Source organism: Campylobacter sp. LR291e (assembly GCF_008633915.1).
GTDB lineage: Bacteria > Campylobacterota > Campylobacteria > Campylobacterales > Campylobacteraceae > Campylobacter_D.
On the sequence record NZ_VJNV01000002.1, the window covers coordinates 81,651 to 96,735 of the forward strand.

Sequence of the window (15,085 nt, forward strand, 5' to 3'; positions counted from 1 at the left end):
TTTTGTGTTAAAATCGAAATTTAGCTTGAAAAAAGGCATAAAATGGAAGATATCATAAAAATTATCGGTGCAAGAGAAAATAATCTTAAAAATATTGACCTTGAAATTCCAAAAAATAAGCTTGTAGTTTTTACAGGTCTTAGTGGCTCTGGTAAGTCAACTCTAGCTTTTTCAACCCTTTATGCAGAAGGGCAAAGACGTTATATTGAAAGCCTTAGTGCTTATGCAAGGCAGTTTTTAGACAAGGTAGGAAAGCCTGATGTTGACAAAATCGAAGGGCTTACTCCAGCTATTGCAATTGATCAAAAAACTACTTCTAAAAATCCACGCTCAACAGTTGGAACTATTACTGAAATTTATGATTATCTTAGACTTTTATATGCAAGAATAGGTATTCAGCATTGCCATAATTGTGGTAAAAAAATTTCAAGTATGAGTTCAAGTGATATTGTAAATGAAATTTTAAAATTGCCATTAGGTGCTAAAATCATTATTTACGCCCCTTTGATTAGAGAAAAAAAAGGTACCTTTGTGGATTTATTTGAGTCTTTAAGACACAAGGGCTATGTTAGGGTGCAAGTTGATGGGGTTATGGTTAGATTGGATGAAGATATAGAACTTGCAAAGACTAAAAAACATACTATAAAACTTGTTATTGATAGGCTTGAGATTAAGGACGATTTATTATCTCGCTTAGCTAGTGATATTGAAAAAGGCTTAGAAGAGAGTTTTGGAGAATTAGAACTTGAAATTTTAAACGCTGATGAGTTTAATCTTAGCCCGAATTTACATTACAGCGAACATTATGCTTGTTTTGATTGTAAAATTTCTTTTAATCCACTTGAACCTTTGAGTTTTTCTTTTAACTCCTTAAAAGGTGCTTGTGAGAGCTGTGATGGGCTTGGTATTAGATATAGCCTTGATATGAAAAAAATTATCAATGAAAATCTTAGCTTAGAAAGCGGAGCAGTTAAGATAATGTATGGCTTTAATAAGAGCTATTATTATAAATTCTTACTTGCATTTTGCGAACAAAATTCAATAAATACTAAAATTCCTTATTCTGAGTTAAGCGATGATGAAAAAAGGCTTGTTTTATATGGCAATGCTAAGGAAATCAACTTTTTTTGGAAAAAACATAGGATTAAAAAAATCTTTGAGGGCGTGGTAAAGATTGCTTATAATATACTTAAAGATGAGCGAGATTTGGCTGATTTTATGAGTGAGAAAATTTGTAAGGATTGTAATGGACATCGCTTAAAATTAGAAAGTTTAGCCGTGCAAGTTAGTGGTAAAAGACTTGGTGAAATTTTAGATATGAGTATAGAAGATTGTGTTAATTTTTTTAGTAATGAAAAGAATTTTTCGCATTTAAGCGAACAAGAACAAATGATTGCAAGTCCTATTTTACATGAGATTAATGAAAGGCTTTATTTTTTATTTGATGTGGGTCTTGGTTATTTAAGCTTAGGTAGAGATGCAAGGACGATTAGTGGTGGGGAAGCCCAAAGAATTCGTATAGCTAGTCAAATAGGTAGTGGTTTAAGTGGGGTTATGTATGTTTTAGATGAACCTAGCATAGGTTTGCATGAAAGAGATACTTCAAAACTCATTAAAACCCTTAAAAATTTACAAGCAAAGGGCAATACCTTAATAGTAGTAGAACATGATAAAAAAACCATTGAAAGTGCTGATTTTATAGTAGATATTGGCCCCTTAGCTGGTAAATTTGGAGGAGAGGTTGTTTTTAGTGGAGTGTATAAGGATTTGCTTAAAAGTAATAGCGAAACTGCTTTATACATGAGAGGGCTTAAGCAAATTTCTTTACAGCAAAATAGAAAACAAAAAATATGGCTTGGGCTTAAAAATGTAAATATTAATAATATTAAAAATTTAAATGCCAAATTTCCTTTACAAAATTTGGTTGCAATCACTGGTGTTTCAGGTTCGGGTAAAAGTTCTTTAATACTTCAAACCTTACTTCCTTTTGCACAAGAAGCCTTAAATCACGCAAAAAAGGTTAGAAAGGTAGGTGGGGTAGAAATTGAGGGCTTAGAATATTTAGATAAGGTAATTTACTTAGACCAAAGTCCTATTGGAAAAACGCCTCGTTCAAATCCTGCTACTTATACTGGGGCTATGGATGAGATTAGAAATCTTTTTACTAATACAAAAGAGGCAAAAATGAAAGGCTATAAAATAGGGCGATTTTCCTTTAATGTCAAAGGAGGTCGTTGTGAAAAATGTCAAGGGGATGGTGAGATAAAAATAGAAATGCATTTTTTGCCCGATGTAATGGTGATTTGTGATGCTTGTAAGGGTAAGAGATATAACGAGGCTACTTTGGAGATTAAATATAAGGGTAAGAGTATAGCTGATATTTTGCATATGAGTATTTTAGAGGCAAATGAATTTTTTAAGGCCGTGCCTAAAATTCGCCAAAAGCTTGATACGCTTGTAAAAGTAGGGCTTGATTATCTTACACTTGGGCAAAATGCTACAACTTTAAGTGGAGGAGAAGCTCAACGCATAAAACTTGCAAAAGAACTTAGCAAAACAGATACGGGCAAAACCCTTTATATACTTGATGAACCTACCACTGGTTTGCATTTTGAAGATGTTAATAAATTAATAGCAGTTTTACAACATTTAGTAGATATGAATAATTCTGTTTTTGTAATAGAACATAATTTAGATGTTATTAAAAATGCTGATTATATAGTGGATATGGGGCCAGAAGGTGGCGTTAAGGGTGGCAAGATTATAGCACAAGGCAATGTTGCACATTTGATAAAGGAGCGTAAAAAAAGCTATACAGGGCATTATTTAAATTTAGAATTAAATGAGAATAAAAAATGAAAAATATTATAATCATAGGTAAACCAAATGTAGGTAAATCAAGCTTATTTAATCGTTTGCTTAGAAAAAGAATTGCTATAACAAGCGAAATTTCAGGCACTACAAGAGATATTAATAAGGTCAAAATTCAAATAGGTTCTAAGTCTGCTTTTTTGATTGATAGTGGAGGGCTTGATGAAAGCAATATTTTATTTAAAAAAGTACAAACCAATACACTAAAAATGGTACATGAAAGCGATATTATACTTTATATGGTTGATGGAAAAAAATTGCCAGATGATGAAGATAGGAAAATTTTTTATAGTTTAAAAAAGCTAAATAAGCCTATGGCACTGCTTATAAATAAGGTTGATAATAAAAAAGATGAAGAAAGGACTTGGGAATTTGCAAATTTTGGAATAAAAGAAATTTTTAGCCTTTCTGTTAGTCATAATATAGGCATTGATGAACTTTGTACCTGGCTTGAAAAATTCTTAGATGATGCAACTTTGGTCGTTGATAATGATGAGTGTTTGGAAGATTTTTTAGAAAATTTAGATGAAAAAGATATAGATGAAAATCATATAAAAGTAGCCATTGTTGGCCGTGTTAATGTTGGAAAATCAAGCCTTTTAAATGCTTTAGTAAAGGAAAATAGAAGTGTGGTAAGTGAGATTGAAGGAACTACCATTGACCCTGTAAATGAAAGCATTATTTATAATAATAAAACTATAGAATTTATCGATACAGCTGGTATTAGAAAACGTGGTAAGATAGAAGGGCTTGAAAAATTTGGACTTAATAGGACACAAAAAATGCTTGAAAATGCACATATTGCCTTGCTTGTTTTAGATGCATCACAAGGCTTTAACGAACTTGACGAACGTATTGCTGGGCTTATTTCAAAGTATTTTTTAGGCGTTATCATAGTGCTTAATAAATGGGATAAAAGTACTTTTGATTTTGATAAGGTAAGTAAAGAATTAAGACTTGATAGATTTAAATTTCTTGCCTTTGCCCCTATTATAAGTGTGAGTGCTTTAAGTGGTAAAAGAGTGCATGTGATTTTTGAAAAAATATTAAATGTCTTTGAAAATTTTATTCAAAAAATGCAAACCTCAAAGCTTAATGAAATCATACAAGAAGCTACTAAAACTCACCCTTTACCCCATGATAAAGGAAAACTTGTAAAAATTTATTATGCTACCCAGTATGAAATCGCCCCTCCAAAAATAGCCCTAATTATGAATCGCCCAAAGACCTTGCATTTTAGTTATAAACGTTATTTGCAAAACAAGCTTCGCTCTCATTTTTGCCTTGAAGGCGTTCCTTTGATACTTGCTACTAGAAAAAGAGGGGAAAAAGAAGAAAATTAATAATTTTATATAAGTTTATTATTATAATCTAGTAATGTTTTTTGTAGTGAAGTATCGTATTTTATATTTTCATCAGCTTTTAATTCTACACTATAATCTGAAAGACAAGTACGGCATTTTGTCTTTAAGGGAAAGTCTTATACAAAGTCTTCCTTTTTTGTTTATACTTAATGTTTTATGTGACTTTGCATCTATGTATATTAAATTTTTTCAATTATCAATGGCCTTTAACATTGCAATATCTTTTATTAGATAAAAAGGGATTATGTAGTGAAGTTCGAACTGTTCGTTCTTATTAATTTTATGATTTTTAAAATATTCTTTTTTTTACCAAAGGACTTCTTTTAAATTTAATTTTTTCTCCATTAAATTTTTTTTCTTATAGTAATACTTTTTCTTTCTTTATCATATTCTAAAACACCAAGCATATTTAGATTTTCAAAAATAGTTTGGGTTCCATTGTTCCAGTTATGAAAATCTCTTTTATTGATTTTATCACCTGTGAAGTTTTTAGGATTGCAGTAATTAGCTATATGTTCTATAGCAATCTTTTTTCTAGCCCTTAAATTTCTAAATTCATTTATGTAATTTATAATCATATCTTTTGTTAGATTTTTACCATTATAATTTTTGCCTAAAAAAGACACGAAAAACATAAATTCATATTCATCTAAATAAGCATGATTTAAAGAATTTATAATATCTACAATATCTTCTATGTAAGTTGCCAAATACATTTGTTAAAGCTATGCCTAAAGACTTTAGCTAATCAAGTTCGTTTTTAGCTTGTAAAAATTCCATCCCACTATCGCTTATTTGAACATATCTATATCGATACCTTTTATCTGGTTCGCAAATTTTCATTTTTTAGTAAATCTTTCAATAAAGCCCATTCTATGCAAATTTACAAATATTATTTTTATCATTCCCATATCAGTTATACTATAATTTATTTTATTAAGTTTTATATTTACATTTTAGAAATTCGGTAAAAGCATATTCTTCTTTTTTATATATGTAGTTTTCTTTAATATCACCTTGAGTGGTATAAAGTAAACCATATTTTATTAGTTCATTTAATATTATTTTGATACATTCCTTATCCCAGCGATAATGTTGAAATTTATGAGTTCCACGATAATCATCTCTTTTAAGTCTTTCACATAAAAATTCCCAACAAGATAAATTTGGATAAACGTCATTTAATTTTTCTTTTAAATCGTTTAAATCACTCATATATAAAATCCTTTAATTTAGTATTTAAATATTTTTTATTCATTTCACAGCCTATAAAATTTCTTTTAAGCTCTAAGGCTGTTAAACTTACGATACCTGAGCCACTAAATAAATCAAGTATTAAGTCACCTTCTTTACTACTTGCTTTAATCATTCTTTTTACCATTTGTTTTGGTTTTGGTGTTGGGTGTTTTAATTTTTGAGTTTTGCCATTAATCTTTTCTACATGTCTTTGAGAACTTATCTCCCATACATCAGGGCATAATTTACCATTATTATTTGGAAACCATCTTTTGCCATTTTTTAATATCCCCTTAGTTTTTACATGTTCTATTCTTTGCGTAGATTCATAAGCTATCCTAATGCTTTCATTATCAAAATAATATTCTTTTTTATCCATTGTATAAAAAAGAATGCTTTCTTGGTTATTGTTATATTTTCTTTTATTTGCATTAAATCCATCTTTTTTATACCAAGTTATCCAGTTTTGAAAATTTGCTTTATTTTGTAAATAATTAAGCATTAAGCCACAATTATAAGGAGTATTAAAGATATAAAATTAGCATTCTTTTTAAGTTTTATTAGCATTAAATCAAGCCATTTAAAGGTAAATTTTAAAAATTCATTCTCATTTTTAAAACTATCCCATTGAGCTTTTTTTAAACTATAAGGTGGGTCAATTATAGCTAAATCAATGCTATAACCTTGCAATGATTGCAAAAAGTCAAAAACATCTTTTATATAAATTTTATTTTTCATTTAATTTATCCATTATTACTTCTTTATATTTTTCATAAAGTTCATAACCTATAAAATTTCTTTTTAAAGATTTTGCAACTACTAAGGTAGTACCACTTCCAGCAAATGGGTTTAAAACTATATCTCCTACAAAAGAATAAAGCTTAATAAGCCTATAAGCAATCTGCTTTGGCATAATAGCAGGGTGTTTTCCGAAGGCTGGGTTATTTTTATTTGGTATGGTTATATTCCAAATTTGTTTTGTATACTCAAGCCATTCTTTTTGACTTAATTTACTTACTTCTTTTATATTGTTAGGAATTTTTTCTTTATTTTATCTATCTTTTACATAAATAGTGATAAATTCTGTTGTGTTTTGGGCGTAAAAATTTCTAGGATAAGGATAAGAACCAAACATAAGTTTTTACTTGAATTTATCCTATTCCAAATGTAAAGGTCCATTAAAAAAAATTGTGTTTTGTGTAAAATTTGATGTTGAATATCGCTTTGTAAGTCAAAAATATGTCTGTTGTAGTGTGTGTTTAAATCTTTTTTAAGCATAGGCATTAATGGAATATTAATGCAAAGTTTGCCATTTGGCTTTAAAACCCTAAAGCATTCTTTAAATACTAAACTAAGATTATTTAGATACTTTTTATAGTTATCATCCCCCCCCTATATCGCTTTTTAAACGAGTAGAATGAGCTATATTTTGATAGCCATTTTTTGAATAATCTTTTATATTAAAATATGGAGGCGAGGTTATGATTAAATGCACGGAGTTATTTTCTACTTCTTGAATTTTAGTACTAGACTTGTAAAAAACTTTATTTATATTATCTTTCATCTTTACTCACAATTTTAAAAAAAGGAAGATTATAGCAAAAAATTTTATATTTGTTAGATTTTTTATGGTTAAAAAATAAATTTTAGAGAGTTTTGAAAGTTAAAAAAAATCAAGGTAAAAATACCTTGAAATTTAGTCCATTTGCCTTCTTAAAAAGGCCGGTGTTTCAAGTTGAGACATCATTTCCTCATCATAGCCACCACTAACTTTTTTGATATTTATGTAAGGATTTTTAGCATTTTGTTTTTCTTCACTAGCTTTTTCCATATTTGCTTGACTAGCTCTATTTTCAAAGCCAGTTGCTATAATGGTTACTTCCACATTGTCTTCCATAGTATCATCAGTAGTAGTTCCAAATATGATTTTAGCATTTTCATCAACCAATTCTTGTACGCCTTCTGCTGCATGGGCAATTTCAAAGAAAGAACAATTAGAACTTGTTTTAAAATGCAATATAACGCCCTTTGCACCCTTTATATCCATACCATCAAGCAAAGGAGATTCAATAGCATTTGAAATAGCCTCATTTACCGCATTTTCACCTTTTGCACTACCTATACCCATTAAAGCTAAGCCCCTATGGCTCATAACTGTTTTAACATCGGCAAAGTCAACATTAATATCACCATTATTTAAAAGTATAGAAACCATTCCACGAACTGCATTTGTAAGTACATCATCAACTACTTTAAAAGAATCTTTCATACTTGCTTTTTTATCGATTAAACTAAGCAATTTTTCATTTTGAATCACAAGAATAGAATCACTTTCCTTTTTAAGTTCTTCAAGACCAACTTCTGCTAATCTTGTTCTAGGTTTTCCTTCAAATTTAAAAGGCATTGTTACTACTGAAACGGTTAGGGCACCAACTTCTTTTGCGGCTTGAGCGATTATAGGTGTGGCACCTGTACCTGTACCACCACCAAGTCCAGAGGCAATAAATACTATATCACTTTGTGCTAATGAAGCCTTTAATTCTTCAAAATTTTCTCTAGCACTTTCAGCACCAACTTCTGGCACCATTCCAGCACCACGTCCTCTAGTTTTCTTTTCCCCTAATTGAATTTTTGTTTTTGCTAATGAACTAGCAAGGTCTTGTGCGTCTGTATTGGCGACTATTAAATCTAGGTCGTTAAGACCCATTTTTATCATATGATTTATCATATTTCCACCACCACCACCACAACCGATGATTTTAATACTAACACCCAAGCCGTGTTGTGCTTCTTCAACTAAGAATTCGCTCATAAACCCTACTCCTTAAAATTGATTCATAATTTTATGCCAAATATTAGAAAACATTCCAGGCTTTTTTATCTTCGTTTCCTTAATGTTTAACTCATCTTTTAGCGTTATTGTATCATTTTCTTGTAAATTTTCATCAAAATTTTCAGTTTTTATCTCTATTTCTTCTTTTTTGGGTATTACTTCTTGCTTTATTTTATGGTTAAAATTCTCAATCTCGCCCTTATATCTTAATATTTCATTAGAGTCAAGTTCATAAGGAGTGAAGTGTCCAGCCCCATATAAACAAAGACCAATAGCACAAGTATTTTCAGGATTATCAAAAATTTCACTAAAACCCATAGCTAAATCTTTTCTAGCACTTGCAAGGCGAACAGATTTATTTCCAAAGATAGTAGGGGCTAATTCATCAAGCCCGGCAAGTTGCGTCATACCACCAGTTAATACAACTCCACCAGCCCCTATAACATCAGTATAACAATCATCACTTAGAATTTTTGCTAAAATCATTAAAGTTTCTTCTGTTCTTGCATAAATAACATTAGAAATAATTTCTAAGGATACTTCATTTACCTTTTTCTCATCGCCCATTGATGGAATTTGAATAAGGGCGTTAGGTTGTTGAGAAAGTGATTTATATTTTAATTTTATCTTTTCAGCTTCTTTAAGTGGAGTATGTAGTGCCATTGATAAATCTTGTGTTATGTTAATAGAACCAATTTGCAAACAATCATTATGCCTTATAGAATTTCCAGTGTGTACTACTATATCGCATATTGCCCCACCCATATCAATAAGTGCAACACCTAGTTCTTTTTCGCTATCATCTAAACAAGCAATAGCAGAAGCATAGCCTGAAAGGACTATATTATCTACCCTTAAATCCGCAAGTTCTACAGCTTTTTTAAGATTTTTAATATGTGATTCTTGAGATATTACTATGTGAGTTAATACCTCTAAGCGATTGCCGCTCATTCCAAGAGGATCTTCAACATGTTCTAAATCATTTACCTTAAAATTATAAGGCAAAACATGCACGATTTCATAACCACTTGGTAAATTTGCTGTGTGTTTTGCTGTAGTTACTGCCCTTTGAATAGCCTTTATGCTAATTTCTTGAGTTGGGATATTAACCACGCCCACGCTATCAACGCTTTTTGTGTATGCCCCAGATATTGAAATAATTACTTTATCATAATGAACACCTGACATCATTTCAGCGTTTCTAACGGCTTCTTCTATTGATTTGGAGGCAAGTTCTATATTTGTAATAGCACCCTTTTTAACTCCATTTGTTTTTGCCTTTGCAAAACCGATTATTTTTAAACCTTCTTCGTCTTTTTGAGCGACAATGGCACAAGTTTGTGTCGAACCTAAGTCAATTCCTAATATATTCATCAAGATTGATTCCCTTTGTAGTAAATTTTTATCGGATATGTTTTTTTAAGCTCTTCAATAAGTTCATTTTTAATTTCACTTGATTTTAAATTATCTAAGGCTTGAGTTAACATAGCTTGATATTGTTCTATTTTATTATCTTGTGCTTGTAATTTTTGTTTATTTATTCTATAAAGGGCTACCTTATCGTTATTTATAACCACATAAGAAGCATTTTGTTCGTTATTAAAAACGCCCATTAATAAACTAGCAAATTCTGCATCATTTAAAGAATTTACCTTTTCATTATCCCTAGTACTATCTCTAGTTACAAAGCCTATATTTATCCCTTTGAACGTTGCTAAATTTTGTTTAGCCCTTTCTTCAAGCTTATTTTTAATGCTTTGGCTTATATAAATAGGCAAAATCTCACTTCTAGCTTCTTCATAAGTTTTAATGCGAACTGGATTGCTTTTATTTAGCTTTATGATTAAATAGCCTATATTATCGTTATCTTTATTCCAAATAACAGGTCTTAGTATATCATCACTTTTTGCCTTTGCTAAAAGTTCTAAAGGGTAATAAACAGCGTTTTCATCAATGCTTATATTATTTTCAAATTCTATTTTTTTATCCTTTAAGGCTAGAAATTTTTCATTAGCTAAAGGTCTTGTTTTATCTAAAATATAATCTTTTATCACGTCTTCCTTTGCATTTTCAAAGCTCATAATTTTGCCATTAAAGTCTTTATACTTAAATTTATTATTTTCATCGTTGTAAAATTTTATAAGCTCTTCATCATTGTAATCTTTCATATCAGCAGTCACAAAAAAAGTAGAAAGTTCATAAGTTTTTGGCATTTTATAATCTTCTTTATGTTCATTCCAAAGTTTTTTAATCTCTTCTTCGTTTATATCCACATTTTGATTATTATTTGTTAAAACATCAATATTTAAAGAATCTTGCATAAAATAGCTAGCTGCTAGCATTTTAAGCTCTTCATCTGAATTTGCAATCTTAAAAATATTTGCTAATTTATCTATGGTAATACCCTTTGCAAGACTTTCTTCAAAGTCCTTTGCACTGATTTGATTGCGTTTTAAAATTTCATAGTAAAGATTTTTATCAAAATTACCTTGTGGGTCTTGAAATGCACTCAAATTTTTAAGTTCGTTTAAAATTTCACTTTCTAATGCACTAAGTCCTAAATCCTTAGCAAAGCTCAATAAAAGTTTATCCTCTACTAAAGAACTAAGTGCTAATAAATCAAGCCCCATTTCTAAGGCATTTTCTTCGCTTAAATTTCCATTGCTTATTTGATTATAAGTATTAAAAATTTGATTGTATCTAGTGCTAAATTCGCTAAAACTTATTTTTTCATTTCCTACAATGGCAACTGATGAGCTTCTATTTAGATTAAAATCATAAGCCCCCCAGCCTACAAAACCCGCACCAACAAAGGCTATAACACTAACCCAAATAGTAATAACTAGGTATTTTTTATGATGTTGCATCCAAGTAAGCATTGTTTTCCTTGACTAAATTTATAAATTTATAGTTTCGTATATTAGCTAATAAGTGTTTAAGTTTAGTTTAATTAAGGTTATTTTTTTAAATATTTTCTTTAAAATTGTGCATTTAAATACTTTTTCGTTATAATTAGGCTTTTAAACTTAAATTTTTAGGATTAAATTTGCAAATTTTACATATTCCTGTTTTGCTTGAAGAAGTAAAACAAAGCTTTGAAAATGTAAACGAGGGGCTATTTTTAGATTGTACTTTGGGTTATGGGGGACACAGCTATGCCTTACTTAAAGCACATTCTAAACTTAAATTAATTGCTTGTGATAAAGACGAGATAGCCTTAAATTTTTCAAAGGATTACTTAAAGGAATTTGTGGATAGAATTACTTTTTATCATTGTGATTTTAGGGAAATTTTAGATAAAATTGATAGTTCTAAATTAAGAGGAATTCTTGCAGATATAGGCGTTTCATCCTTGCAGCTTGATAAAAATGAAAGAGGTTTTAGCATAAGGTCTGATTATTTAGATATGAGAATGGATAAAAATTCTAAACTTAGTGCCTTTGAAGTGATAAATTCTTATAGCAAAGAAAAACTTACTAATATTTTTAAAGAATATGCCCAGCTAAATAACGCATTTTTTTTAGCTGAAAAAATTTGCAAGGCTAGGGTTATAAAAGAGATAAAAAGTGCAAAAGAACTTTGCGAGATTATAGGCTTTCAAAGGCAAAATAATAGACATATTTCACAAGCTATTTTAGTATTTCAAGCTATAAGGATTGAAGTAAATGATGAACTTAACGCCTTGAATGAATTTTTATTAAAGCTTGAAAAATCAAGGCTTAAAGAATGTGTTGTGGCTATAATTTGTTTTCATTCCTTAGAAGATAAGATTGTAAAAAATTTTTTTAAAAAATGGGAAAAATCTTGCATTTGTGATTTACGAGCTGTGAAATGCGAGTGTGGCAATAATCATAGCTTAGGGCATATTGTGAATAAAAAGGTTATTAGGGCTTCTAAGTTAGAAATAGAAAAAAATTCTCGTGCAAGTTGTGCTAAAATGCGTGTTTTTTATTTTAGTGGAAAAAATGAATGTTAGAAGATGATTTTTTAAAAGAAAAACAAAATATACGGGAAAAAATGCTTAAATATTCTCGTGCTATATCGCAAGGAAAACCGTTAGATGATGAATTTAATGAACTTTCTAGTGATGATATTTTAAGACGTAGATTTAAAAATAGGCATAAAACAAGGCATGATTATTTAGATGATGATGAAGAATTTGAAGATAGGGAAAAAAAGTCAAATATTTATTTAAAAGAAGATTTAATCAATGTAAAGCTTGAAGAAAGGCAGTCCTTAACAAATAAAATTTTTACTCAATTTAAAAAGAAAAAGGATAAAACAGAAAAACAAAGCGATAAAAAGAGACGCAATTTATTTGGTGTTTTTAGCAAAAATAGTAAAAAAGATAAAAATCAAAATTTAGTAAGTCAAAATACTAAAATTACAACCCAAGAGCCTAAAACAACTACAATTACAGAAAGTGAAGAAACTGCTAAAATTTTAAAACAAAGACATAATTATAAAAAGGAAGAAAAAAAAGAAAATATTAAAGAAACTATACAACAAAAAGATAAGCTAGAAGAAAAAAGGGAAGTTAAATCTTTAGAGATTAAACAAGATTTAGAGATTAAAGAAAATAATTTTGAAAAAAAAGAAGAAAAAATAGATATAAAAAATATTATCTCAAATAGCGAAGAAAACGAAAATGCTAAAAATACCTTGCTTGAGGGCTTTTCAAATGCCACTAAAGAAGATGCGAATTTAAATTTAAATCAATTGCTTTTTGTGGCCTTGTTCATAAGCTTTGTTTTGTTTTTATTTGTACCTCAAATTTACATAAGAAATAATATTTATTATTTAAGCCGTGAAATAGCCGTTTTAAGAAATGAAGAAAGCGTTTTAAATGAAGAAAATAAAGAACTTAAAAGAAGACTTGAAAATATGCGTTTTAAGAATCAAATTTTAGATTATTTAGAGTGATTTTCTACTATTTTTTCTAAGACGTATTTTTCTAAATTTGTTTTAGAAACTTCATCTTTTAGGGCTTGTTTATAAATTTCTTCAACTATACTTGAATATTTTTCATAAGCAAAACAAGGAAAATGATTGGCCCATGCCTTTAAAATCAAATTCTTAGACATAATTTTTCTAGTATATACCTTAAATATATCAAAGCCTATAAAAACGACCGCAGTTACCAAAATAGAACTAAGAATACTTATATGAAAATCCAAGCGAGTAAATAAATAATGCGTTATCAAAAGTAGGGGCACTAGTATTAAAAAGCATAAAATTCCATAGTAAATGTAAGCATTAAGCATTTTAAGCTTAAAATTTAACTTAGCATAATCTACAAGCATACCTTCATTAAATAAAGCATTAGCTTCTAATAAATCCTTTAAAAGCACGGGTTGTTCTGAAATTTTAAAGATAAAATTTAAGCTAAATTGTGTGAATTTATTTGCCATTTCTTACTCTTAATTTAAAAATAACTAGGTATAATTATACAATTTTTGTTTTAATATTTAGTGAATTTAACATATTTTTTTAATTAAGGATAAATTATGATGAGTGAAAAAGAAATAGTTTTTTTAAATGGTGAGTTTTTAAAAAAAGAAGAGGCTAAGATTAGCGTTTTTGACAGGGGATTTATTTTTGGTGATGGAATTTATGAAGTAGTACCTGTTGTTAATGGTAAAATGGTAGATAAAGAAGATTTTTGGGAAAGATTTTTTCGCTCTTTAAAATCAATAAAACTAGAATTTCCTTATGAAAAGCTTGAATTTGAATATATTTTACAAAATTTAATTATTAAAAATAATGTTAAAGAAGGTGGCATATATTTGCAAGTTACAAGGGGCGTTTCATCTAGGGACTTTGCTTTTGCAAAAAATATTAAACCAACTATTATGTGCTTTGTTTTTGAATGTGAAATTTTAAATAATCCTTTGAAAGATAAAGGAATTAGCGTTGTAAGTGTTCCTGATTTGCGTTGGAAAAGAAGAGATATTAAAAGCATATCTTTGCTTGGTCAATGTTATGCAAAGGAAATGGCAGTAGAACAAAAGGCAGACGAGGCCTTTTTAGTAGAAAATGGCTTAGTGAATGAAGGGTCTAGCTCCTCAGCCTTTATGATCAAAGATAAAACCCTTATAGTCAAACCTATATCAAATGAAATTTTAAGTGGAATTCGTAGAAAAAATATCTTAAAATTTGCAAAAGAATTAAATTTAAATGTAAATGAAAGGGCCTTTAGTATAGGAGAAGTTTATAAGGCAGATGAAGTATTTATATCAGCTGCTACTATTTTAATACTGCCTGTAATTAGTGCTGATAAAAAGCTTATAAACAATGGTAAAATAGGAGAATTTACTAAAAAACTTAGAGAAAAATATGTTCAAAATATCTTAGAACAAGTAAAAAATTAAAAGCCTATTGTAATATTTTTTGTATATGGAGAAATAGCTTCTTGTAAAGACAACACCTTACTTTCCTTATATATGTTTGCGAAATGTTAAGCAATAAAGAAACTTTTTATATCAATAAAGAAAACACAGATAATAAAAATTATGTTTATTTATTGACGAATATAAAAAGGTGTAAGAGTTTATAGATAAATATAATAAAATCAATGATAAATTCAAAAAAACTTGTCCTACCAAGGAATATCCAAATGTTTATAAGGTGCCAATAGCTGATAATGAATTATTAATTAGCCATACAGTAGCATATTTAAAAGGAAATTTCTTTGTAGATAAAAAAGGGACTAATATTAGCCTTAAACTTATTGCGAAAGAAGAATTTAAATTGAAAAATTACTAAAATTAAGATACTGGTG

The 15,085-nt window shown here is 28.9% G+C and carries 11 protein-coding genes and 2 pseudogenes; 5 read left to right on the plus strand and 8 right to left on the minus strand.

What is annotated here, in order from left to right:
- Positions 1 to 42: 42 nt before the first annotated feature.
- Both uvrA and der read left to right on the plus strand, forming a co-directional pair.
- Positions 43 to 2,859 carry an excinuclease ABC subunit UvrA gene (uvrA, locus tag FMM58_RS01055; protein ID WP_150139547.1) on the plus strand — a complete coding sequence of 939 codons (2,817 nt, stop codon included), beginning with the start codon at positions 43 to 45 and terminating at the stop codon, positions 2,857 to 2,859.
- Positions 2,856 to 4,214: a ribosome biogenesis GTPase Der gene (gene der, locus FMM58_RS01060; RefSeq protein WP_150139549.1), complete on the plus strand. Its 1,359-nt coding sequence runs from the start codon at positions 2,856 to 2,858 to the stop codon at positions 4,212 to 4,214. The genes uvrA and der overlap by 4 nt, the downstream gene beginning before the upstream one ends.
- Positions 4,215 to 4,579: 365 nt before the next feature.
- Here the strand turns inward: der and FMM58_RS01065 are convergent, their stop codons facing one another.
- The 7 genes and pseudogenes from FMM58_RS01065 to FMM58_RS01095 all read right to left on the minus strand — a co-directional run bounded on the left by FMM58_RS01065 (position 4,580) and on the right by FMM58_RS01095 (position 11,183).
- Positions 4,580 to 4,951 carry a hypothetical protein gene (locus FMM58_RS01065; RefSeq protein WP_150139551.1) on the minus strand — a complete coding sequence of 124 codons (372 nt, stop codon included), beginning with the start codon at positions 4,949 to 4,951 and terminating at the stop codon, positions 4,580 to 4,582.
- 220 nt (positions 4,952 to 5,171) lie between these two features.
- Positions 5,172 to 5,450, minus strand: coding sequence for a hypothetical protein (locus FMM58_RS01070; RefSeq protein ID WP_150139552.1), 279 nt, complete (start codon positions 5,448 to 5,450; stop codon positions 5,172 to 5,174).
- A pseudogene (locus FMM58_RS01075) lies at positions 5,443 to 6,209 on the minus strand (site-specific DNA-methyltransferase). The gene FMM58_RS01070 and the pseudogene FMM58_RS01075 overlap by 8 nt, the downstream one beginning before the upstream one ends.
- A pseudogene (locus FMM58_RS01080) lies at positions 6,199 to 7,035 on the minus strand (DNA-methyltransferase). Before FMM58_RS01080 ends, FMM58_RS01075 begins: the two co-directional pseudogenes overlap by 11 nt.
- Positions 7,036 to 7,167: 132 nt before the next feature.
- A complete protein-coding gene (gene ftsZ, locus FMM58_RS01085) occupies positions 7,168 to 8,283 on the minus strand; it encodes a cell division protein FtsZ (RefSeq protein ID WP_150139554.1) in 1,116 nt (371 codons plus the stop codon).
- 12 nt (positions 8,284 to 8,295) lie between these two features.
- Positions 8,296 to 9,684 carry a cell division protein FtsA gene (ftsA, locus tag FMM58_RS01090; protein WP_150139555.1) on the minus strand — a complete coding sequence of 463 codons (1,389 nt, stop codon included), beginning with the start codon at positions 9,682 to 9,684 and terminating at the stop codon, positions 8,296 to 8,298.
- On the minus strand, positions 9,678 to 11,183 hold the full coding sequence (locus FMM58_RS01095) for a peptidylprolyl isomerase (RefSeq protein ID WP_150139557.1): 1,506 nt from the start codon (positions 11,181 to 11,183) through the stop codon (positions 9,678 to 9,680). The genes ftsA and FMM58_RS01095 overlap by 7 nt, the downstream gene beginning before the upstream one ends.
- Before the next feature lie 167 nt (positions 11,184 to 11,350).
- On the opposite strand from FMM58_RS01095, the gene rsmH reads away from it, so the two are divergent.
- Together rsmH and FMM58_RS01105 are read left to right on the plus strand one after the other, a co-directional pair.
- Positions 11,351 to 12,280, plus strand: coding sequence for a 16S rRNA (cytosine(1402)-N(4))-methyltransferase RsmH (rsmH, locus tag FMM58_RS01100; protein ID WP_150139559.1), 930 nt, complete (start codon positions 11,351 to 11,353; stop codon positions 12,278 to 12,280).
- Positions 12,274 to 13,227 (plus strand): hypothetical protein, encoded by a 954-nt coding sequence (locus FMM58_RS01105; protein WP_150139561.1) that lies wholly within the window; start codon positions 12,274 to 12,276, stop codon positions 13,225 to 13,227. Before rsmH ends, FMM58_RS01105 begins: the two co-directional genes overlap by 7 nt.
- On the opposite strand, the gene FMM58_RS01110 is transcribed toward FMM58_RS01105, so the two are convergent.
- Positions 13,215 to 13,715: a hypothetical protein gene (locus FMM58_RS01110; RefSeq protein ID WP_150139563.1), complete on the minus strand. Its 501-nt coding sequence runs from the start codon at positions 13,713 to 13,715 to the stop codon at positions 13,215 to 13,217. The two genes, FMM58_RS01105 and FMM58_RS01110, sit on opposite strands and share 13 nt — an antisense overlap.
- A gap of 96 nt (positions 13,716 to 13,811) precedes the next feature.
- On the opposite strand from FMM58_RS01110, the gene FMM58_RS01115 reads away from it, so the two are divergent.
- The gene (locus FMM58_RS01115; protein ID WP_150139565.1) at positions 13,812 to 14,675 is read left to right on the plus strand and encodes a D-amino acid aminotransferase; all 864 of its coding nucleotides are present in this window, start codon (positions 13,812 to 13,814) and stop codon (positions 14,673 to 14,675) included.
- The last annotated feature ends 410 nt before the right edge of the window (positions 14,676 to 15,085 follow it).